We start from the raw sequence: 21,351 nt of genomic DNA, 5'->3' as shown, positions 1-21,351 counted from the left end.
GGCGGCCACCGTGGCGTACGCCGTGCATTTCGCCGGGGCGATCCTGGCCTGCTGGCTGACCGCACAGGTGCTGGCCGGCTCCACCTGGACGTGGCGGGCCCCCCGGGTCGCGATCGTCTGCTGGCAGGCGGTCGGGCTGGCTCTCGGCCTGTCCGCGATGGGCCTGCCGATGGCGCTCGGGCTGACCGCCTACGATCGGCCGACCGGCGGGGCGCTGCTGGCCCTCGCCGGAGACCTGGCCCACGGCACCCTCCCGGCCGGGGTGACCGCCGTCCACCTGGGCCTGGTCGGGATCGGCTTCGGCATCGGCGCGGTGCTGCTCGGCACCACCGTACGCAGCGTGCACTCCGCCGTACGGGCCCAGCGTCGGCACCGGGACCTGCTCACCCTGGTCGCCCGCCGGGACCCGACGATTCCCGGCGCGCTGGTCCTCGACCACCCCGGCGCCGCCGCGTACTGCCTGCCCGGGGTGCGCCCCCGGGTGGTGGTCAGCGCCGGCACGCTCAGCCTGCTGGACCGGGCCGAGTTGGCGGCGGTGCTCGCCCACGAGCGGGCGCACGCCCAGGAGCGCCACGACCTGGTGCTGTTGCCGTTCACGGCACTGTGCCGGGCGCTGCCGTGGTTCCGGTGGGTCCGCGCCGCCCACGAGCGGGTGGCCCTGCTGGTCGAGATGCGGGCCGACGACAAGGCCCGCGAGTTGCACGCCGACGCCCCGCTGGCGGGCGCGCTGCGCCGGTTCGCCGCCGCCGGGCACCGGGTCACCCCGGCCGGCGCGCTCGGCATCGGCGACCGCGACCTCGACGTCCGGGTGCAGCGACTGCTGGTCGCCGACCGGCCGCCCCGGCTGCTCGGGGCCGCCGCGCTGGCGGTGACGACCACTCTGGCCGCCCTGCCGATCTCCCTGTTCCTGCGCTGACCGCCGCCGGTCGGACCGACCGCGCACTGCCGGACCGCCGCGCGCTGCCGGACCACGGCCACCCGGCTGGATCGACTGCGCCCTGCCCCGCCGATCGCGCCATGCCGGCCTGATCCGTCCCGTCCGCCGGAGCTGGCGGCGATGCCGTGCGGGTGGATAGGTAGCAATGCTACGTGTAGCCTGCCTACGACAAGCGGGACTACGTTTAGAGAGCGGTCATGGACACCCTGCTCCTCGCGCGCCTCCAGTTCGCCACCACCACCTCGATCCACTTCCTCTTCGTGGCGGTCACCCTCGGTCTGGTCACCCTGCTGGTCGGCATGCAGACCGCCTGGTTCGTCACCGGCAATCCGCAGTGGGAACGGCTGACCCGGTTCTGGGGCCAGCTCTACGTGATCAACTACGTGCTCGGCATCGCCACCGGCATCGTGCTGGAGTTCCAGTTCGGGCTGAACTGGAGCGGGTTGTCGCGCTACGTCGGCAACGTCTTCGGGGCCCCGCTGGCGATCGAGACGCTGGTGGCGTTCTTCCTGGAGTCGACGTTCCTCGGCATGTGGATCTTCGGCTGGCACCGGCTGCGGCGCGGCGTGCACCTGGCGCTGCTCTGGGGGGTCGCGCTCACCGCGTACGCCTCGGCGTTCTGGATCATGGTGGCGAACGCCTGGCTCCAGCACCCGGTCGGCTATGAGGTGCGCGACGGCGTCGCCCAGCTCACCGACTTCGGGGCGCTGCTCACCAATCCCACCCTCGGGATGGCCCTCGGTCACGTCATCGCCGCCAGCCTGCTCACCGGCGGCATGCTGATGGCCTCGGTCAGCGCCTGGCACCTGCTGCGGCGCACCACCGATTTCGCTCTGCACCGCACCTCGCTGCGGATCGGGCTGGTCACCGCCGCCCTGGCGGTCACTCTGGTGCAGGGCTTCGGCTTCGCCCAGTTCGGCCCGGTCGGCGAGTTCCAACCCACCAAGTTCGGCGGCGGCCCGACCGCCGACGCCGCGGTCGCCGAGTGGACCAGCCGTTTCGGCCCGGGTGACTACACCCCACCGGCGCTGTCCGCCGTCGGGCTCGGTTTCATGATCCTGATCGGTTTCCTGCTGGGCTGCGTCTGGCTGCTGCTGCCGCTGCTCTGGCGGGACTGGGTGATCCGGCTGCGTTTCCCGCTCTGGCTGACCCTGCTCGCCCTGCCGCTGCCCTTCGTGGCGGTGCTCCTCGGCTGGCTCGCCCGGGAGGTCGGTCGGCAGCCCTGGGCCGCGTACGGCTTGCTCCCCACCGACCGGGCCGTCTCCGACGTCGACCCGGGCCTGATGCTCGCCTCGCTGATCGGTTTCAGCCTGCTGCTCGGCACCCTCGCCGTCACCAACTGGACGCTGCTCGCCCGGCACGCCGCCCGGGGCGCCACCGACCCGGCGCTCGGCCGCCCGCCCGGCGTCCACGACGACGAGCCCCGGCCCACCCCCGCCTTCGCCTGAGAGGACCCCCGATGGCACTCGTCTGGTACGCCCTGCTCGGCCTCTTCGTCGCCGGCTACCTCGTCCTCGCCGGCTACGACTACGGCGTGGGGCTGCTGCTCGCCCGGCGGGGCACCCCGGCCACCCGCCGCGCCAGGCTCACCGCGCTCGGCCCGTTCTTCCTCGGCAACGAGGTCTGGTTGGTGGCCGCCGTCGGCATCCTCTTCGGCGTCTTCCCCACCCTGGAGGGCGAACTCCTCTCCGGCTACTACCCCGCCGTGGCCGGGGCGCTGGTGGGGGTGATCCTGGTCACCGCCGGGGTGCAGCAGCGCAGTCGCCCGACCGGGCCGGCCGCCCGCCGGGGCTGGGACCGGGTGATCGTGGTCGGCAGCGCGCTGGCCGCGTTCGGCTGGGGTGCCCTGCTCGCCGGGCTGCTCCAGGGCCTACCGATCGACGCCGACGGCCACGTCGCCGGGCAGGCCCACCTGGCGACCCCGTTCGTCGCCGCCACCGGGCTCGCCCTGCTCGCCCTGGTCGCGGCGCACGGTGCGACCTTCCTCACCCTGCGACTGCCGGCCGCCGACCTCCCGGCGACCGCCCGGCTGGCCCGCCGGCTGCTCGTCGGGGCGCTCGCCGCGGTCGCCACGGCCGCCGCGCTGGGCCTGCTCTCCGACCGGGTACGCGCGGCGACCCGCCAGCCGCTGCCCGCCGTACTGCTGCTGGTGGCGCTGGTCGGGGCGCTGGTGGCGGCCCGCGCGGCGCTGCGCCGGGGTCGGCCGGGGGTGGCCCTGGCCGCCACCAGCGCGGCCCTCGCGCTGCCGGTGGCCCTGGTCGGCGCGGCGCTCTGGCCGGCCGTGCTGGTCTCCACGGTCGACCCGGCGGCCACCGTGGGCGTCACCGACGCGGCGGCCAGTGGACCGACGTTGCGGCTGCTGGGCTGGCTGCTGCTGCCTCTCCTGCCGGCCCTACTAGGCTTCCAGGCAATGTGCTGGTGGGTGTTCCGGGGACGGACCGACGGCAGGGCACCGGTGTACTGGTGAACCGCCGTCCCTTCGACCCGCGTCTGCTGCGCCGGGTCCCTGCGGCCCGGCGCGATCTCGCCGTGCTCGCCGCCCTCGGCGGGCTCACCGCACTGCTGGTCGTCGCGCAGGCCACCGCCCTGGCCACGGTGCTCGCGACCGCCATCCACGGCCGGCTGGACACCGCCGCGCTGGCCGGCTTCGTCGCCGCCGTCGGCGGCCGGGCCCTGGTCTCCTGGGGACAGGGCACCGTCGCCGCGCGGGCCGCCGCCACCGTGAAGGCCACCCTCCGCGCCGACCTGCTGTCCGCCGTCGGCCGGCACGGGCCCGGATGGGTCGCCGGCCAGCGGGCCGGCCAGCTCGCCACCCTCACCGGGCGCGGACTCGACGCCCTGGACGCCTACTTCACCGGCTACCTCCCGCAACTCGTGCTCAGCGTCACCGTGCCGGCCGCCGTGCTGGCCCGGCTGGTCTTCGCCGACTGGAGTTCGGCCCTGATCATCGTGCTCACCATCCCCCTGATCCCGGTCTTCGGCGCGCTGCTCGGCTGGCAGGCCCAGGCCGCCACCGAACGGCAGTGGCGTCGGCTGTCGATGCTCGGCGGGCACTTCCTCGACATGGTCGCCGGGCTGCCCACGCTGCGCGCGTTCGGCCGGGCCCGGGCGCAGACCGAGGTGGTCCGCCGGATGGCCGACGGGCACCGGGTCGCCACCATGAAGACCCTGCGGATCGCCTTCCTCTCCGCGCTGGTGCTGGAACTGGTCGCCACCCTGTCGGTGGCGCTGGTCGCGGTGCCGGTCGGCATCCGGCTGCTGGACGGCGGGATCACCCTGGCCACCGCCCTGCTGGTGCTGCTGCTCACCCCGGAGGCGTACCTGCCGTTGCGGACCGCCGGCAGCCGGTTCCACGCCAGCATGGAGGGGCTCACCGCGCTGGACGAGGCGCTGACCGTCTCCGCCGTCACCGCCGCCCCGACCGGTGCGGCGGCCGGGGCCCCGGCCGGCCCGGCCACGGTCGGTACGCCGTCCGGGGCGGACGAGATCGTCTTCACCGACGTCACCGTCGCGTACGAGCGGACCACCGCGTTGCGGGACGTCACGCTCACCATCCGGCCCGGCGAGCGGATCGCCGTCGTCGGGCCGAGCGGTGCCGGCAAGAGCACCCTGCTCGGCCTGCTGCTCGGCTTCGTCACACCCACTGCCGGCCGGATCACCGTCGCCGGGGTCGACCTGGCCGACGTCGACCCCGACGACTGGCGGCGGCAGATCGCCTGGGTGCCGCAGCGGGCCCACCTGTTCGCCGCCACGCTGGCCGACAACATCCGGCTCAGCGCCCCCGACACGCCGGACGTCGCCCTGGCCGGCGCGGTCACCGACGCCGCCCTGGACGAGGTCGTCAACGCCCTGCCCGACGGGCTGGGCACCCTGCTCGGCGAGCGCGGCCACGGGCTGTCCAGCGGTCAGCGGCAGCGGGTCGCCCTGGCCCGCGCCTTCCTCCGGGACGCCCCGCTGGTGCTGCTCGACGAGCCGACCGCCCGGCTGGACACGGCGAGCGAGACGACCGTCCTGGCGGCCACCCGGCGGCTGGTGGCCGGCCGGACCGCCCTGCTGGTGGCACACCGGCCGGCACTGCTGGCAGACGCCGACCGGGTCCTGCACGTCGCCGCCGGCCGGGTGACCGAGCTCACCCCGACACCGGCCGGGGAGGCCCGCCGATGAGCACCGGACCGACCCCCGCCAGGCTGCCCGCACCGACCCGTTCCCCATCCGGGGAGGCCCGCCGGTGAGCACCGGTTCCGCCCCTGCCGGCCGGCCCGAGCGGGTGGTGCTGCGACTGGCCCGGCCGTACCTGGGTCGGCTGCTGGGGGCCGGGCTGCTCGCCTCGGCCACCGAACTCGCCGGACTGGCCCTGATGGCCACCGCCACCTGGCTGCTGATGAGCGCCGCCGGCCAGCCACCGCTGGACCGGCTCACCGTCGCCATCGTCGCCGTCCGGGCGCTGGCCGTCAGCCGGGGCGTGCTGCGCTACACCGAACGGCTCGCCGGGCACGATGCCGTGCTGCGCCTGATCACCGACGTCCGTGCCCGGGTCTTCGCCACCCTCGCCGCCCGGCCCACCCCGGCCGGCCAGCGCACCGGGGACGCCCTGAGCCGACTGGTCTCCGACGTCGAGGCGGTTCAGGACCTCCTGCTCCGGGTGCTCGTGCCCGGGGCGGCAGCCGCCCTGGTCGGGGTGCTGGCCGTCGGTGGGGCCGCGCTGATCTCGCTGCCCTCGGCCGGGGTGCTCGCGGTCGGCCTGCTGGTCGCCGGGGTGGCGCTGCCGGTGCTGGCGACCGCGCTGACCCGACGGGCCGCCGACGAGGTGGCGCCGCTGCGCGGGGCGCTCGCCACCGATGCCATCGACCTCACCCACGGTGCCGCCGACCTGGCCGCCTTCGGGGCCACCGGCCAGGCGCTGCGGGCCGCGACCCGCCGTGCCGACCGGTTGGCCCGACTGGAACGCCGGCTCGCCGCGACCGGCTTCGCGGTGGACGCGGCCGGGGTGCTGGTGGCCGGGCTGACCGCGGCCGGGGTGGTGCTCACCGCGCTCCGCGCCGACGTGGCCGGGGTGCTGGTGGGCGTGCTCGCCGTCGGCACCCTCGCCGCGGTGGAGATCGCGTTGGCGCTGGTCGGCGCGGCGCGGCAACGGACCCAGCTCCGCGCCGGCCTGTCCCGGGTCGCCGCCCTGCTCGACGAACCCACCCCCGAGACCAGCCCGGTGCAGGCCGCTGGCCCGGTGGTGAGCGGTGGCCCGGTGGACGGCGGTGGCCCGGTGGACGGTGGTCGCCCGGTGGACGGTGGTGGCCCGGGGAGCGCGGGGGCGGTGGCGCGCGACGTGCGGTTCGACGGGGTCGTCGTCCGGTACCGGGAGGGTGCCGCACCCGCACTGGCCGGATTCGACCTCGACCTGCCCGCCGGACGTCGGATCGCGGTCGTCGGACCGAGTGGCGCCGGCAAGAGCACCCTGGCCGCGGTGCTGACCGGAGCGGTACGTCCCGACGCCGGCCGGGTGACCCTCGCGGACCGGGACGTGTCGGCGTACCCGCCCGAGGAACTGCCCCGGGCGATCGGTGGCCTGCTCGCCGAGGCGTACGTCTTCCATGCCTCGGTGCGGGAGAACCTGCTGCTCGGCCGGCCGGACGCGGACGAGGCGGAGCTGTCCGCCGCGATGCGCGCCGCCGGCCTGCTGGACTGGGTACGGGAGCAGCCGGACGGCTGGGACACCCTGGTCGGCGAGGAGGGCGGTCAGCTCTCCGGTGGACAGCGGCAGCGGCTCGCGCTGGCCCGGGCACTGCTCGCCGCCCCCGGCGTACTGGTGCTGGACGAGCCGACCGAGGGCCTCGACCCGGTCGCCGCCGACACGGTGCTCGCCGGGGTGCTGGCAGCGACTCCCGCCGGGCGTTCGGTGCTGCTGATCAGCCACCGGCTCAGCGGCCTGGCCGGGATGGACGAGGTCGTGGTCCTGGACGCCGGCCGGATCGTCCAGCGGGGGCGGCACACCGATCTGGTCACCGCCCCCGGCTGGTACCGGGACCAGTGGGTGCTCCAGGAGGCGGCCGAGCGCGGATACCTGGCACTGACTCCCTGACACCGGGTCCCGCCCCGGCAGCCGGGGCCTGGATCGCGGTCCGGCCCCCGATCCACACCGGGGCCCGGGTCCGGGAATCTCCCCGACGCGCGGGCACGTCGGGCCGTGGCAGGGTGGTGCCATGCGCGCCTGCGACGAGGTAGGGATCGACGAGCGGCTGCGGGAGCTGGAGTCCCGGCTGCGCGGCCCGGCCCGGCTCAGGACCGAACTGATCCGCGAGGTACGGGACTCGCTGGACGACGCCACCGAGGCGTACCGGGAAGCCGGCCTGCCGGCGCGGGACGCCGAGCGGCGGGCCGTGGCCGACTTCGGTACGCCGGCGGAGCTGGCTCCGGCGTACCAGGCGGAGTTGGCCGCCGGGGCGCTGCGCGGGCTGTCCCGGCGGGCGCTGGTGATCGCCGTCCTGCTGACGGCCGGCGGTGACCTGACCTGGCGGGGGTCGAGCTGGAGCGGCGGGCCGCCACCACCGGCCGGTTACCAGCTGCTCGCCGGATCGATGAACGGCATCTGGCTGGTCGTGGCCGGGATGGCGCTGGCCGCCCTGTCGTTCGGGGCCTGGGCGGCCCGTCGGGGCCGGGCCGCCACGACGGTGGGCCGGCTGCTCGGCTGGGGACTGACCGGGGCACTGGCCGTCGGTGCGGTGGCCGGGGTGGCGCTCTTCGCCTGGTCGGTCGCGCTGTGGGACGCCGCCCTGACCTGGCCCCCGATGATCATCGGGGCGGTGCTGGCCGGCGCCGCCCACTTCGCGCTCTTCCGGGCCTCCCGCTCGTGGCTGGTCGCCGCCCGCTGACGCACACCGGTGACGCGGGGTCAGGCGGGCGCGGCGGGCGGGCCGGCGGGGTCGAGGAACCGGCCGACGGTGGCGCTGAACTCGCGCCAGCCGGCCCGCTCGCCGGCCAGCGAGGCCCGCCCGGATTCGGTGAGCCGGTACGTACGCCGCTCCCGACCGTTGACCGTGCTCCAGGAGCTGGCCACGTGACCGGCCCGCTCCAGCCGACGCAACGCCGGGTAGATGGTGCCGGTGGGCAGATCCAGCTGGCCCGAGCTGCGGGCGCGCAGCGCCTCGATGACCGCGTAGCCGTGCAGTTCCCCCTGCTCCAGCACGGCCAGCAGCAGGGCGTCGAGGTGGCCGTGCAGCGCCTGAGCCTTCATGCGTAGCTACGCTACTTGTCTGCCGCCCGGACCACCAGTGGGCACGCGTTCCGGCCGCCGTCGGGGTGCGGGGTCGGCCCATGCCCGGCCGCCCATTAGGGTATGTGCCCAGAGTCACTCGGCGACCGCAGTGCCGCCGAGTGGGTAACCCGACGCACACGGAGGTCAGCGTGGCCCGCCAGTCGCCCCAACGGCCCGACGCCGACGAACCCGCGCTCGGCGACACCGACGGGCCGGCCGGGCCCGACGTGGAGCCCGGCCCGGCCGACCGCTCGCTCTGGGACGAGCTGAGCATCGATCCGGTCGAGATCGCCCTGCCCGCCGGCACCGGCTTCACGCTTCGGGCGTACCGGGCGGCGCGTGAGCTGACCCCGACGGACGTCGCCGAGCGCGACGAGGACGACCCCTTCCTGGCCCGACGTCAGGTCGCCGAGACCGAGGACGACGAGGAGGTGGTGATCCTCGACGAGGAGTTCGCCGCGCTCTCGGCCGAGGACGAGACCGAGGACGACGCCGACCGGAAGGGCGGGACCGACGGCAAGCGCGCCGGCGGCAAGGGCAGCACCGACACCGACACGCCCGACGCCGACGCGGATGCCGATGCCGACGAGGACGCCGCGGACGCCGACGAGGACGCCGACGGCGACGAGGAGGTGCCGGTCTTCCTGACCCACAAGGGCCGGCTGCTGCTGTTCAAGACGCCCGAGTCGCTGGTCAGTTTCATCCGCTCCGGGGCACCCAACGACCTGTCTCAACTGGACGGTTGGAATGAACTGTCCGAACGGGTGGAGCCGACCGACATCGCCCCGCGCGACGAGGACACCTACGAGCTCGACCTGGTCGTGGAGAACCTGCGCGGTGGGCACGACACGTGGGACCCCACCCTGCTGATCGAGGCCGGCGAGGTCGCCCGTGACCTGTCGTACGCACTGCGGCTACCGGCCGTGCTGGACATGCTCTCGGCCGGATCCAGCCTGGACGATCTCGACGAGGCGCTGCGCGCTTCTGTCAACGGCGGAGTCGGTGGATTTCTCGGCCGTAGGCGGCTGAAGAAAATCGGTGCCCAGACCGCAAGCTTGGGATGGCGCACCATTGTCGGCAAGATCTCTGCCGTCGTGGACTGGCGCGACTGACCCCGAACGGGGAGCATCAGTGGCTGGCAGAGAATAGACCTGTGTCCCGGAGGGAGGACGACGCCGTGGCGCTCGTGCGCGTGTACTGCGGTCTGGCCTCGGCAGATCCGGCCGACCGACCGACCTCGGCCGGATCGACGTTGACGTCCGCCGTGGTCGACGACGCAGGCCGTCTGCTGCACGTCTACGAGATCAGTGACGACGCGGCGGGCTACGCCCAGCTCGTCACGCTGCTCGTGGAACGGTCGGGCGGGCCGAGCGGCGCGGCGATCGCGGCCGACAGCGACGACCACACGGTCACCTCGCTGCTGAGTGCGGCCGGCCGTCCACTGGCGATCGCCGACGACGACTCGGTCGACGACTTCGCCGAGCGGTTCGCCGACGACGACTCCCTGGAGGAGATGCAGTCCGCGCCGGCTGAACGGCGGGCGGTGGGCCTGGCCCGCGCCCTCCAGGCCGGCGCGCTCTCCGCGGTCACCCTGCCGGCTCCCCGGGACCTGGCCGGCTTCAAGCAGGTTCTCGCCGCACACGCTGCCCTGTCCAGTGGTCGGCACTCCGCCGCCGTGGCACTGCGCGAGGTGCTCCGCGAGCTCTACCCGGCCGCCCTGCGGGCGTACCCGGACCCGGCCGATCCGGTGGCGTTGGCCGTCCTCGACGCACTGCCCGAGCCGAACATGCTCGGCGGCACGTCGGCCCGGGGCCGCGACATGTCCGTCGCCGCCGAGGCGGTCGCCGCACACCTCACCGCCGACGGGGTGGCTGAGGCCGGGGAGATCGAGGCGGCGGTCACCGCCCTACGGGTCGCCATCTCCGAGACTCCGCGCCGGGCGACCGTCAACCGGGCGCTCACCTCCGCCGTCGCCGAGACCGTCCGGCAGTCGGTCGCCGCGGTACGCGCCTGTGACGCCGGCTGCGAGGCCCTGGTGGGCGCGCTCAGCAGCCGGGTCAGCGCCCCGAGCCCGCTGCCGGGCCGCCGGGCCGCCGCCCGCCGGGGCGAGCAGGTCGGCGAGCTGACCGGCATCAGTGGCACCGGCACGGGCCTGCGCCCGGTCCGGCCCCCGAGCCGGCACCACCGGTCCCGACCGGGCGACGTAGCCGTCCCGAGCCGGTCCCCGGTGGGGCGATGCCGACCGCGCCGCGACCGCTCGGCCCGCCGCCGGTGGCCCCCGCCCCGATCGCTCCACCGCCGGTGGCCCCCCGGCCGGTGACCCCGGCCGCCGCCGCCGGTCTGCCGACCTCGACGCCGCCCGCACGGGCAGACCAGGGCATGCCGCCGGGCCGACCCGGGTCGGACGCGCCGACCACCATGATCCCGCCGATCCGGCGCGGGATGGATGCTCCGGCGAACCGGCCGGTCTCGGCCCCACCACCGCCCCCTCCGGGGATCACCCCGATCGCCCCGGCGCAGCGCGGCAACGTGCCACCTGCCGAGGCCGGTGAGCCGTTCCGGCCGACGCTGACCACCGCCGCGATCAACAACGCCCGCGCCGAGCGGCAGCGCACCGTGATCCCACCCCGGCCGAAGACCAGTGGTGCGCTCTCGACGCCCACCGGTGGATTCAGCGCGACCGACCTGAACGTCCCGGTGCCGCTCTCCCGGCCCGAGCCGGAGCCGACCGCCCCGCCGGGTTCGCGGGCGAACTGGCCGCTGGTCAACAACCCCGAGAACCCGGCCGACAGCTCCGCCACCAACCCGGTCGTGCCGGCGTACGGTGAGCGGGCCGGTCGATCGGCTGACGCCCCCGCCGACCCGGGTGCCGGCCGTCGGATCACCCCGCCCTGGCTGGCCGACGACCTGCCCCAGGAACCGCCGATGTTGCGGCTGGTGGAGCCGCCGCCGCTGGCCGACCGGGCGTTGCGGGGCGGGCTGGACGCCGCGGCCGATCCGCACCTCGACACGCCCCCTCTGCGGTTGGTCGACCGGGATGAGGCCGGCCGCCCCGGACGGGCCACCCGGCCCGACCGTCCGGAGCGCCTCGACCGGCCCGAGCGCCCCGAGCGGGCGGAACATCTGGACCGCCCGACCCGGGTCGAGCGGCCGGCGCGCCTGGAGCGGCCGGAGCGCCTTGACCGACCCGAGCGTCTTGACCGACCCGAGCGGTCGGAGCTCCTCGACCGCTCCGAGCGGCCGACGCGCAGCGAGCGGCCGAGCCTGGAGCGGCGACCGGAGCCGGCCGAACGTCGTCCCGCGCCGATGGAGCACCGCCCGCCACCGGTCTCCGACGAGGGCGATGGCGACCTGCTGATCTTCGCCCAGGCCAAGTCGGCGTGGTTCGTCGGGCACGGCGACGAGAATGACCTGGAGTGGTCGTCCACCGCGGACACCGGGTGGCAGGCCGCGGAAAAGGTGGCCCAGCCGGCGGTCGGCGCGGAAACCTCGGCCGGGCTGCCCAAGCGGGTCCCCCAGGCCAACCTGGTTCCCGGCTCGCCGCTGCGCGAGGAGCGTCCGCTGCGGATCGTCCGGGACGCCGCGAGCCTCGCCGAGAACACCACCGGCTACTTCCGTGGCTGGCGTCGTGGGCAGGAGATCGGCGGTTTCGCCGTTGGCGGCCGGCCGGGACGTGAGGCCGCTGGCGGCTGGGACTTCAGCCGCGACCCGACCGAGCGGGAAGACGATCGGGAGTACGAGTTCCGCTCCGCCGGATACCGGTCCTGACAGTCTGACGGTTTCGCCTGGCCCGGTCCGGTTCTTCCGGCCGGGCCAGTGTCGTTGCACCGGGGACGGCACTCCCCCCGGTGATCACTACAGCGCATTGACCCCGCCCAGGTGGCCCTCAGCGGCCGCACGAGCACAGCGGCGGGACGCTTCCTCACCGGCTACCGGCCGGTGCGGCGGGCCGTGACCGAGGAACGCAAACGCGCCCGGTCACGGCCGGAGCCGCCACCGGGCGCGTCGGAGTCGATCAGGCCGGCGCGACCGCGCGCGACCGGCGCATGGTGAGCACGTACTCGACCAGCGAGATCAGCACGTGCTTGGTCGATTCCCGGTTACGGGCGTCGCAGGCCACCACCGGCACGTCGGTCGAGATCGCCAGCGCGTCCCGGACGTCCTGCGGGTCGTGGTACTGCATCCCGTCGAAGCAGTTGATGGCCACCAGGTACGGCAGCCGCCGGTGCTCGAAGAAGTCGATCGCCGCGAAACAGTCGGCCAACCGGCGGGTGTCGACCAGGACCACGGCACCGATGGCACCCCGGACCAGTTCGTCCCACATGAACCAGAACCGCGTCTGACCGGGTGTACCGAACAGGTACAGAATCAGATCCCGATCGATCGAGATACGGCCGAAGTCCATCGCCACCGTGGTCGTCGTCTTGCCCGGCACCTGCCGGGTGTCGTCGACGCCCACGCCGGCGGAAGTCATGATGGCCTCGGTGGTCAGCGGTGTGATCTCCGAGACCGAACCGACCAGCGTCGTCTTGCCGACGCCGAACCCACCGGCGATAACGATCTTCGCCGACGTCACGCGCCCGTTCGGGGCAGGCGGCCGCTGCGACATGTCAGAGCCTGCGAAGTCCACTCAGCACCCTCTCCAGCAGTTCAGTGCCCACCGCGTCGTCCGAGTCGTCCAAGATGGTCGGCTCGTGGACCGCGACCAGGCCGTCCGTCGCCATGTCGGCGATGAGCACCCGGGCCACGCCCAGCGGGAGCTGCATCCGCGCCGCGATTTCCGCGAGCGACTGCACCCGTCCGTCACACAGCGCGGCGATGTACTGGTGCTCCCGGCCCTGACCGCCGTTGCCGCCGGCAGTAGCGCGACCGCGCACCGTCGTCTCGACGAGCGCCTCCAGGGCGATGTCGAGCCGGGGACGGGTACGACCACGGGTCACGGCGTACGGCCGGACCAACGCACCTGTCGGTTCGTCACGATCGACCATCTCGCCGCTCACCTCCTTCGCACCCGTCACCGGTTCTCACCCGGTGGAACCCGTCGTTGTTGTCGTTGTCCCGCGCCGACCAGGTGGTCAGCCCGGTCAGCCCATCATCCCGACAGCCGTACGAGCCTGCGGGGTGAGCGCATCGCCCACCCGGTCGACCAGCAACGCCATCTCGTAACCGACCTGACCGACGTCACAGCTACGGGCGGCCAGCACGGCGAACGACGACCCGTCCGAGATGGACATCAGGAACAGGAAGCCGTTGTCCATCTCGACCACGGTCTGCAACACCGCCCCGCCCTCGAAGCAGCGGGCTGCACCCTGGGTCAGGCTGACCAGGCCGGACGCGATCGCGGCCAACTGGTCGGCCCGGTCCCGGGGCAGGTCGCGCGACGAAGCGAGGAGCAGGCCGTCGGCGGATACCGCGACCGCGTGCGCGACACCCGGCACCCGGTCGGCGAAGTTGGCCAGCAGCCAACCAAGATCCTGCGTAGTTGTCATCCTTCTTGCTCCTTCTGCCCGCTCCCGCGCGCCGGGCCGAAGCCAGACGGCGAGGATTGCTGCCCGCCCGGAGTCGCGTCCGGGTTGGTGGGGTTGTCCGGGGTGGTCCGGCCGCGTTGCACACCTCGATGGTAGGCCGAGAGCAGACCCCTGACCGCCTCCGGCGTACGTCGCTGCACCGATGTGGTCGGCTTCTCGATCGCCCCTGGCACGAGCTGCGCCATCGGCGTCCGCTTCGGCAGGCCCGTCTGGGTGGTTCCGGCCACCGGCGCCTCGGTGGCGGCCACCGCTGCCCGCCAGCCGTCGTCGGCGGCGGTCTGCCAGGCGGTGGGCTGCGGGGCAGGGCGGCGGGTCACCGGGCCGTCGCCGCGACCGGGGAGACCCCCGTTGCCTGTCGACCCGTTGTCACGCGGCACGCCCCCGACCGGCGCGGTGTCTGCCATCGGTGCGCCGCCTGTCGTCCCTGGTGCGGTGTACTGGGCCGGGTGGATGGCGGTGTCGACGGCGGACTGCGAGGTCCCCGCGCCGTTGGTCACCGACTGCTTGGCACCGGCTGCCTCGTCCGGGCCTGGCTTGCGGGTGCGGAACCAGGCCGACTCGAGTTCTCGGAAGATCGGCAGTTCCATCGTCTCGTCCGCGTACCGCTGCTGAGGAGCCTGCTGCGGCGTCAACGGCCGGTTGGTAGCCGGCTGCGCGGCCCGTACCGGTGGCGTCACCGGCTGCCGAGGGGCCGGCGGCGTCGGCTCGGAGCGCGGCACCCGGGGCAGCTCGGTGGTCATGTCCAGTGCGGCGGCAAGCCGCTCGGGGACCGGCGGGGTGGCCGTGTCGCGGTCGGGGTTGGCCACCGGCGGCCAGGCCGGCGGTGCGCCGGCACCCGGTGCGGCCCCGCCCGAGGTGGGCCGGCCCGGCAGCGGACCGCTGGGCGATCCGGAGACCGGCGCGCCCGGGTGACCGGCGTACGGGGACGCCGACACCGGGTACCCCGTGGAGGGCTGACCCGATACCGGGTAACCCGACGAGGGCTGACCCGACACCGGATAGCCGGAGACCGGCTGGCTGGACACCGGATAGCCGGAGACCGGCTGACCCGAGACGGGCTGACCGGAGACCGGCGCGGCCGGGTACGAGGGCGGCAGCGGTGGCGCCGACACCGGCGGGACCGGTGGGGAGCTGTAGGGCCGGGCCTCGGGGCTGCTCGGTAGCTGGCGCGGGATGATCGGCTGCTGGCCGGTGCTGTCCGGGTCGTCGGTGCTCCGCCGCTGGGGCAGCGGATCGATCGACTGCCCGTTGGTGGGACGCGGGTTGAAGCTGTCGCCACCGTTGATTCCGCTGGCACCGGTGAGGTCCGACCAGGCGGGCAGTCCGCGTCCGCCGTTGGCGGGGGAAACGGAGCCGTTGCGCGGGGCGGCCGGATCGAAGGGCCGGCCGCCGAAGGTGACCTGGTTGCCGGAGTCCCCCTGCCGGGGGGCCGGCGGTTGGCCGTTGCCGAGCGCGGGCAGCGCGCCGAAGGTCGGGGTGCCGCCGGACCCACCGAAGGCCGGGGCGGCGCCGCCGAAGCTCGGGGTGCCGCCGCCGAAGGCCGGCGCGGCGCCGCCGAACTGGGGGCCGGGGCCCGGCAGGCCAGGGGTGCCCGGGGCCCGGCCGGTGAGGGCGCGGGGCACCAGCACCGAGGTGGGCAGGACGACCTCGGCCACGGTCCCCCGGTCGGTGCCGGGTCGCAGCTCGACCTTGACGCCGTGCCGGGAGGCCAGCCGGGCGACCACGACCAGGCCCATCATGCGGGAGACGGCCACGTCCACCTGGGGTGGGGTGGCGAGCCGCTCGTTGAGGTCGGACAACTGCTCGGCGCTGATGCCGATGCCCCGGTCCTCGACGTAGAGCGACGCGCGGTCGCCGACCCGGCGGGCCTCGACCAACACCTGGGAGTCCGGCGGGGAGAACGCGGTCGCGTTGTCGAACAGCTCGGCGACCAGGTGGACCAGGTCGTTGACCGCGTGCGCGGAGACCTCGATGTCCCGGTCGATGACCCCGAACTCGATCCGGGTGTAGTGCTCGACCTCGGACTGGGCGGCGCGCAGCACGTCGATCAGGGCGGCCGGCTCGCGCTGCACCCGGGTGGAGTCGGCCCCGGCGAGGACCAGCAGGTTCTCGTCGTTGCGGCGCATCCGGGTGGCCAGGTGGTCGAGCTGGAACAGCTCGGCCAGGCGGTCCGGGTCCTCCTCGCCGCGCTCCAGCCGGTCGAGGTGGCCGATCAGCCGGTCGACCAGGATCTGCGAACGGCGGGCGAGGTTGACGAACATCGTCGCGACCGAGGAGCGGAGCGCCGCCTGCTCGGCGGCGGTCCGGACGGCCTCCAGGTGGACGGCGTTGAACGCCTCGGTCACCTGGCCGAACTCGTCCCGGCTGCGGACCGGCAGCGGCTCGGCGATCTGGTTGGCCAACTGCGCCGGGGACTGCTGGCCGGTGAACTGCGGGTCCCGCAGCCGGGCCACCGCCTGCGGAAGGCCGAACTGGGCGATGGACAGCGCACCCTGGCGCAGCTCGCGCAGCGAGCGGGCCATCGACCGGGCGACCAGGTAGGCGAAGAGGATCGCCAGCAGCAGCATGCTGAGCAGCAGGCCGGTCTCCAGGAAGACCTGACGCTGCACGTCGGAGCGCAGTTCGTCGGCCTTGGCCACGACGTCGCTGTCGAGTCGCACCTCCACGGCCCGGTTGAGCTGGGCGTACGCGACCATGGCCGCGTCCCACTGGTCGGTACTGAAGGTGAGGCCGTCCAGCTTGTCGCTGTTCAGCGCGCTGACCTGACCGGCGTAGATGTCCGCCTGGCGTCGGTCCGAACCGGAGATGGTCTGGTCCTGGAACTCGCGCTCGGCGCGGCTGGCCACCGCCTGGAAGCTCTGCAGGGCCTGCTGCTCACCGGTGTTGCTGGAGATGTACAGCTCCCGCAGGGCGGGCGTGTACGCCTTCTGCAGCAGCACCTGGTGGACCGCGATCCGGCGGACGGAGGCGTACTCCTTGGCGCGGGCCATCGCCGCGGCGGCCCGCATCTGGTCGCTCAGGTCGTTGTCGCCGGCGAGCTGGGTGGCCGAGTCACGGATGGTGATCAGATTGTTGATCAGACCGGTGTACCGGCTGACCGCCTCGCTGAGCCGGAGCTTGCCGTTGTAGACCTGACTCCGGATGCCGGGCATCTCCGACAGGTCGCCGTCGATCCGGTCGAGCTGCGTCTCCAGGGTCGCCGGCAGGCCCTCGATCTCGCCGCGCTGCTGCGAGTAGGGCGTCTTCGACTGGTCGACCCGCTGGTTGACCCGGTTGTACGCCTCCTGGTATTGCGCACGGGCCTGCCCCTTGGGCGAGCCGAGCAGCAGCACGGCGTTGGTGCGCTCGTCCTGGAGGGTGTTGACCAGGTCACCGGAGTAACCCACCAGATTGGCCAGGTCACCTGCCCGGTTGGCGTTGTTGAGCATCTGCAGGTGGTCCACCAGCCCGCTGGTACCCACGACGACCGTGGCGATGGTCGGCACGATCATGATCAGGCCGAGCTTGGACCAGATCGGCATGTCGCGGAGCCGGCCGGCTGGCCGACGCAGACGCGACAGGAAGGAGCCCGCCGTCGTTGGCCGTTTGCTCACGTCACCGCCCTCGCGATTCCAGCGTCTCCGCGTTGCCACGGGCAACGCCCAGCAACCGACCCGGCGGGTCGGACCTCCGAGATTCCATCACGCCTCCCCTGAAAGAGAAAGCCCAGGTTGTCGGTCACCGGAGGTGTGATGAGATGTTGATGCAATTTGATCGCAATCCGTCTTTCCGGAGTCACTCAAAGTAATGGAATATCGCCACCGCGTTGTCCTCCTCGCCGGGCCCTCCGGGTCCGGAAAGTCGTACATAGCCCAACGAACCGGCCTTCCCGTGCTCTGTCTGGACGACTTCTACAAGAACGGTGATGACCCTACGTTGCCGCGACAGAACGGACTGGTCGACTGGGACGCGCCCGAGTCGTGGGACGCGGGAACGGCCGTGGAGACAATTGACCAACTGGCCCAGCAGGGTCGGGCCGATGTGCCCGTCTATGCGATCGGTGCGGATCGTCGGGTGGCCACCCGGCCATTCGAAGTGACCGGATCGCCACTTTTCATCGCCGAAGGGATTTTCGCCGCCGAGATTGTCGAGGAGTGCCGCCGTCGGGGGCTGCTCGCCGGGGCGTACGCGCTGCGTCGGCCGCGCGGGGCGACCTTCGTCCGCCGGCTGGCCCGGGACCTGTCCGAGCAGCGCAAGGCACCGAAGGTGCTGATCCGGCGCGGGGTGGCGCTGCTGCGCGCCGAACCGGCGGTGCTGCGCCGGCAGACCGGCCTCGGCGCCGAGGCGGCCCACGCCCGGGAGATCCTGCGCCGGGTGGCCGACCTGGTAGCCGGCCACCCGCACCGGTGAATCAGCCGATCAGCTTCGCGTACGCCGGCTTGATCACCTCGTCGATGATCGCCAACCGCTCGTCGAACGGGATGAAGGCGCTCTTCATCGCGTTGACGGTGAACCACTGGAGCTCGTTCCAGCCGTAGCCGAAGTTCTCCACCAGCAGCGCCATCTCGCGCGACATCGAGGTGCCGCTCATCAACCGGTTGTCGGTGTTCACCGTCACCCGGAACCGCAGCTCCCGCAGCAGTCCGATCGGGTGGTCGGCGATGGATGCCACCGCCCCGGTCTGCACGTTCGACGACGGGCACAGCTCCAGCGGGATCCGCTTGTCCCGCACGTACGCGGCCAGCCGGCCGAGCGTCGGCACCGGGCCGGGGGTGATGTCATCCACGATCCGCACCCCGTGGCCGAGCCGGTCCGCCCCGCACCACTGGATCGCCTGCCAGATCGACGGCAGCCCGAACGCCTCGCCGGCGTGGATGGTGAAGTGGAAGTTCTCCCGCTGGAGGTATTCGAAGGCGTCCAGGTGCCGGGTGGGCGGGAAGCCCGCCTCCGCACCGGCGATGTCGAAACCCACCACCCCGGCGTCCCGGTGCCGGACGGCCAGCTCGGCGATCTCCTGCGACCGGGCGGCGTGCCGCATCGCGGTGAGCAGGGTGCCGACCCGGATCGGGGTGCCCGCCGCGGCAGCCTCCGCGCTGCCTTCGACGAAACCGGCGACGACCGCCTCGACCACCTCGTCCAGGGTGAGGTTCTGCTCCAGGTGCTGCTCGGGGGCGAACCGGACCTCGGCGTACACGACGCCGTCGGCGGCCAGGTCGAGCGCGCACTCGCGGGCCACCCGACGCAGCGCCGGGGCGGTCTGCATGACCGCGACGGTGTGCGCGAACGTCTCCAGGTAGCGCTCCAACGAACCGGAGTGCGCCGCCTCGGCGAACCACCGGCCGAGCGCCTCGGGGTCGGTGCTGGGCAGCTCGTGACCCACCTCAGCGGCCAACTCGACGACCGTCGCCGGCCGCAGGCCGCCGTCGAGGTGATCGTGCAGCAGCGCCTTCGGGACCTTGACGATGTCCTCGTATCGGATTGCGACCATCCCCCGACCCTAGTCACGCGCCCCGACGGCTGGCGATCAGGCTCGCACCGACCCGCCGACCCGCGTGCCCGACGACCCGCGTGCCCGACCTGCGTGCCGGGCTGGCTCGGCTCGCCACATCGCCGACATGGCGGTGTCGACGCGAACGGATACCGCTACAGCGACACACTTGAGTTGATCAGACACACCACCGACCCGACCGGCCCGCGCCGTAGGCTGCTGCGGGTGACCGCGCCGCACCCGTCCGAGCAACCCGTCGACGCGACGCACCCGCAGATCGTCGCCCGGCTGCGCTGCCCGGTCTGCGCCCAGCCGCTGGCCGCCGCCACCGACACCCGCGCGTTGCGCTGCCCCCGCCAGCACAGCTTCGACCTGGCCCGGCAGGGGTACGTCAACCTGCTCACCGGCCGCGCCCCGCACGTCGGGGACACCGCCGAGATGGTCGCCGCCCGAGCCGACTTCCTGGCCGCCGGGCACTACGACGTGATCTCGTCCGCCCTGGCCGAGGCGGCGTCATCCGCCCTGGCCGCGCCGAACGGACCGACGCAGGCGACCGTACCGACAGAGACAAGCGGACCGACAGAGACAAGCGGACCGACAGAGACAAGCCGACCGACAGCAACCACCGGATCGACAGAGACGACCGGACCAGCAGCAGCGACCGAGCCGGCGCAGGCGGGCCAACATGCGGAGACGACCGGTGCGGCGCAGGTGGGCGGACCGGTGGAGGCGAACGGGAGCGCGGACCGCCAGGCGGAGGCGCGCTTCGGGGCGTACCCGCTGGTGGTGGATGCCGGGGCGGGCACCGGGTGGCACCTCGCGGCGGTGCTGGCGGCGCTGCCCGACGCCGTCGGTCTGGCCCTGGACGTCGCCAAGCCGGCGCTGCGCCGCGCCGCCCGCGCCCATCCCCGGGCCGCCGCCGCGCTCGCCGACACCTGGCAGCAGCTGCCGCTGGCCGACCGGTCGGTCGCCGTGCTGCTCAACGTCTTCGCCCCGCGCAACGGCGTCGAGTTCCACCGGGTGCTCCACCCGGCCGGGGCGCTGCTGGTGGTCACGCCCACCGACGCCCACCTCGCCGAGTTGGTCGACGTGCTCGGGCTGCTGCGGGTCGACCCGGCCAAGGCCGACCGGGTCGCCGACAGCCTCGCCGGGCAGTTCACGCCGGAACGCACCGCCGTGCACACCGCCCGGCTCACCCTCGACCGGGCCGAGGTGGCCACCCTGGTCGGGATGGGGCCGAGCGCCTGGCACACCGACCCGCTGCGGCTCGCCGCCGCGATCGAGGCACTGCCCACCCCGGTCACCGTGACCGCCTCGGTACGCCTCACCGCCTGGCGACCCCGCTGACCACGGCGTCACCGGGCACGGGACGACCCGGTCGACCACGACGTGACGGGGGGACCGGCCGGTCGTCGGGCCACGAAGGCCCTCCGCCGGCTCAGGTGGAGAGGTCGACCTCTTCCCAGCCCGGCGGCTCGTCGTGGTACGGCCCGCGCAGCATCACCGCCCACTCCAACGCCCACCGGCGCTGGCCGATCGCGTTCGCGTCCACCAGGCCGGGCAGCCGCTGACCCGACTTCTCCACCTCCAGGTACGCCCAGTCCAGGCAGTAGTGCAGGTCGAGCAGGGCGGCGGCGTCCGCCGGGTGCTGCGGGGCGGCCAGGATGCGGGCCCGCCACTGGCCGAAGGTCTCCCCACCGGCGAGGTACGGCATCCGCTCCACCAGCCGTTCGTCCACCGGGATGGTCGGGTCGAGCTGCTTGCTCAGGCCCAGCACCCAGGACAGCGAGAAGAGCGCGTCGTGGTGCAGGACGAACGAGCGGTGGTCGCCCTTGCCGCCCACCACGAACTGCCACTCGGGCGGGGTCACCATGTCGACCAGGTGGGAGTCGAGCAGCCAGCTCATCGCGGTCTGCGCCGGCATCCCGAAGCAGCGGGCCAGGATCAGGTGCAGCACGGCGATGCGGGCCTCGATCTCCACGGTGGGCCGCAGTTCGATCTCGTCACCCGGCTCCCAGACCAGGGGAAACTGGGTCGGTGGCAGGGGCAGACGCAGCCGGGACAACTCGTCGAGGCTCGCCTCGCGGACCTCCCGGGGATCGGGCGCGGCTACCAGCACGATCGGATTCCCTGTCTGCTCACGCGGCGATACCGCCGTTCGGTCCCCCTGACC

The 21,351-nt window shown here is 73.9% G+C and carries 16 protein-coding genes and 1 pseudogene; 10 read left to right on the top strand and 7 right to left on the bottom strand.

Features of this window, described 5'->3' with window-relative positions; translation table 11 throughout:
* Positions 1–10 precede the first annotated feature (10 nt).
* The 6 genes from ACQP1S_RS04195 to ACQP1S_RS04170 all read left to right on the top strand — a co-directional run bounded on the left by ACQP1S_RS04195 (position 11) and on the right by ACQP1S_RS04170 (position 7,800).
* Positions 11–916: a M56 family metallopeptidase gene (locus ACQP1S_RS04195; RefSeq protein ID WP_432903178.1), complete on the top strand. Its 906-nt coding sequence runs from the start codon at positions 11–13 to the stop codon at positions 914–916.
* A gap of 218 nt (positions 917–1,134) precedes the next feature.
* On the top strand, positions 1,135–2,385 hold the full coding sequence (locus tag ACQP1S_RS04190) for a cytochrome ubiquinol oxidase subunit I (protein WP_432903175.1): 1,251 nt from the start codon (positions 1,135–1,137) through the stop codon (positions 2,383–2,385).
* Between the two features lie 11 nt (positions 2,386–2,396).
* On the top strand, positions 2,397–3,404 hold the full coding sequence (locus ACQP1S_RS04185) for a cytochrome d ubiquinol oxidase subunit II (RefSeq protein ID WP_432903172.1): 1,008 nt from the start codon (positions 2,397–2,399) through the stop codon (positions 3,402–3,404).
* The gene (cydD, locus tag ACQP1S_RS04180; RefSeq protein WP_432903169.1) at positions 3,401–5,101 is read left to right on the top strand and encodes a thiol reductant ABC exporter subunit CydD; all 1,701 of its coding nucleotides are present in this window, start codon (positions 3,401–3,403) and stop codon (positions 5,099–5,101) included. The genes ACQP1S_RS04185 and cydD overlap by 4 nt, the downstream gene beginning before the upstream one ends.
* A gap of 64 nt (positions 5,102–5,165) precedes the next feature.
* Positions 5,166–7,010 carry a thiol reductant ABC exporter subunit CydC gene (gene cydC, locus ACQP1S_RS04175; RefSeq protein ID WP_432903166.1) on the top strand — a complete coding sequence of 615 codons (1,845 nt, stop codon included), beginning with the start codon at positions 5,166–5,168 and terminating at the stop codon, positions 7,008–7,010.
* Positions 7,011–7,131: 121 nt separating this feature from the next.
* Positions 7,132–7,800: a permease prefix domain 1-containing protein gene (locus ACQP1S_RS04170; protein WP_432903163.1), complete on the top strand. Its 669-nt coding sequence runs from the start codon at positions 7,132–7,134 to the stop codon at positions 7,798–7,800.
* A 20-nt stretch (positions 7,801–7,820) separates the two neighbouring features.
* On the opposite strand, the gene ACQP1S_RS04165 is transcribed toward ACQP1S_RS04170, so the two are convergent.
* Complete coding sequence (locus ACQP1S_RS04165; protein ID WP_091252757.1) at positions 7,821–8,162, bottom strand: PadR family transcriptional regulator; 342 nt, start codon at positions 8,160–8,162, stop codon at positions 7,821–7,823.
* 140 nt (positions 8,163–8,302) lie between these two features.
* Between ACQP1S_RS04165 and ACQP1S_RS04160 the strand changes: the two genes are divergently transcribed.
* A complete protein-coding gene (locus tag ACQP1S_RS04160; RefSeq protein WP_432903160.1) occupies positions 8,303–9,295 on the top strand; it encodes a DNA primase in 993 nt (330 codons plus the stop codon).
* 41 nt (positions 9,296–9,336) lie between these two features.
* Positions 9,337–11,951 (top strand): annotated as a pseudogene (locus ACQP1S_RS04155) (transposase).
* Positions 11,952–12,198: 247 nt separating this feature from the next.
* On the opposite strand, the gene ACQP1S_RS04150 reads toward ACQP1S_RS04155, so the two are convergent.
* The 4 genes from ACQP1S_RS04150 to ACQP1S_RS04135 form a co-directional block, all read right to left on the bottom strand.
* Positions 12,199–12,792 (bottom strand): GTP-binding protein, encoded by a 594-nt coding sequence (locus ACQP1S_RS04150; RefSeq protein ID WP_088643912.1) that lies wholly within the window; start codon positions 12,790–12,792, stop codon positions 12,199–12,201.
* A 1-nt stretch (position 12,793) separates the two neighbouring features.
* Complete coding sequence (locus ACQP1S_RS04145) at positions 12,794–13,171, bottom strand: DUF742 domain-containing protein (protein WP_091252858.1); 378 nt, start codon at positions 13,169–13,171, stop codon at positions 12,794–12,796.
* A 96-nt stretch (positions 13,172–13,267) separates the two neighbouring features.
* Entirely contained in the window at positions 13,268–13,672 is a 405-nt protein-coding gene (locus ACQP1S_RS04140) for a roadblock/LC7 domain-containing protein (protein ID WP_067304724.1), read from the bottom strand.
* Positions 13,669–17,304 (bottom strand): nitrate- and nitrite sensing domain-containing protein, encoded by a 3,636-nt coding sequence (locus ACQP1S_RS04135; RefSeq protein ID WP_432903155.1) that lies wholly within the window; start codon positions 17,302–17,304, stop codon positions 13,669–13,671. The genes ACQP1S_RS04140 and ACQP1S_RS04135 overlap by 4 nt, the downstream gene beginning before the upstream one ends.
* A gap of 277 nt (positions 17,305–17,581) precedes the next feature.
* On the opposite strand from ACQP1S_RS04135, the gene ACQP1S_RS04130 reads away from it, so the two are divergent.
* Positions 17,582–18,100, top strand: coding sequence for an ATP-binding protein (locus ACQP1S_RS04130; protein ID WP_432903153.1), 519 nt, complete (start codon positions 17,582–17,584; stop codon positions 18,098–18,100).
* Between the two features lies 1 nt (position 18,101).
* Here ACQP1S_RS04130 and ACQP1S_RS04125 read toward each other — a convergent pair whose 3' ends face one another.
* Positions 18,102–19,178 carry an adenosine deaminase gene (locus ACQP1S_RS04125; protein WP_432903150.1) on the bottom strand — a complete coding sequence of 359 codons (1,077 nt, stop codon included), beginning with the start codon at positions 19,176–19,178 and terminating at the stop codon, positions 18,102–18,104.
* A 276-nt stretch (positions 19,179–19,454) separates the two neighbouring features.
* Here ACQP1S_RS04125 and ACQP1S_RS04120 point away from each other — a divergent pair, with 276 nt between their 5' ends.
* On the top strand, positions 19,455–20,525 hold the full coding sequence (locus ACQP1S_RS04120; RefSeq protein ID WP_432907777.1) for a putative RNA methyltransferase: 1,071 nt from the start codon (positions 19,455–19,457) through the stop codon (positions 20,523–20,525).
* Positions 20,526–20,616: 91 nt separating this feature from the next.
* Here ACQP1S_RS04120 and ACQP1S_RS04115 read toward each other — a convergent pair whose 3' ends face one another.
* Positions 20,617–21,297, bottom strand: a complete 681-nt coding sequence (locus ACQP1S_RS04115; RefSeq protein ID WP_091252772.1) for a DUF4272 domain-containing protein — start codon at positions 21,295–21,297, stop codon at positions 20,617–20,619.
* Positions 21,298–21,351: the final 54 nt, after the last annotated feature.

This window comes from Micromonospora matsumotoense (genome assembly GCF_050951065.1).
Taxonomy (GTDB): domain Bacteria; phylum Actinomycetota; class Actinomycetes; order Mycobacteriales; family Micromonosporaceae; genus Micromonospora; species Micromonospora matsumotoensis.
This window is presented reverse-complemented; position numbering and strand designations above follow the sequence as displayed.

Bases quoted from the DNA above. Each gene is read 5' to 3' on its own strand.
- ACQP1S_RS04190 (WP_432903175.1), top strand. From the start codon at position 1,135: ATGGACACCCTGCTCCTCGCGCGCCTCCAGTTCGCCACCACCACCTCG.
- ACQP1S_RS04185 (WP_432903172.1), top strand. From the start codon at position 2,397: ATGGCACTCGTCTGGTACGCCCTGCTCGGCCTCTTCGTCGCCGGCTAC.
- ACQP1S_RS04170 (WP_432903163.1), top strand. From the start codon at position 7,132: ATGCGCGCCTGCGACGAGGTAGGGATCGACGAGCGGCTGCGGGAGCTG.
- ACQP1S_RS04165 (WP_091252757.1), bottom strand. From the start codon at position 8,162: ATGAAGGCTCAGGCGCTGCACGGCCACCTCGACGCCCTGCTGCTGGCC.
- ACQP1S_RS04150 (WP_088643912.1), bottom strand. From the start codon at position 12,792: ATGTCGCAGCGGCCGCCTGCCCCGAACGGGCGCGTGACGTCGGCGAAG.
- ACQP1S_RS04145 (WP_091252858.1), bottom strand. From the start codon at position 13,171: ATGGTCGATCGTGACGAACCGACAGGTGCGTTGGTCCGGCCGTACGCC.
- ACQP1S_RS04140 (WP_067304724.1), bottom strand. From the start codon at position 13,672: ATGACAACTACGCAGGATCTTGGTTGGCTGCTGGCCAACTTCGCCGAC.
- ACQP1S_RS04125 (WP_432903150.1), bottom strand. From the start codon at position 19,178: ATGGTCGCAATCCGATACGAGGACATCGTCAAGGTCCCGAAGGCGCTG.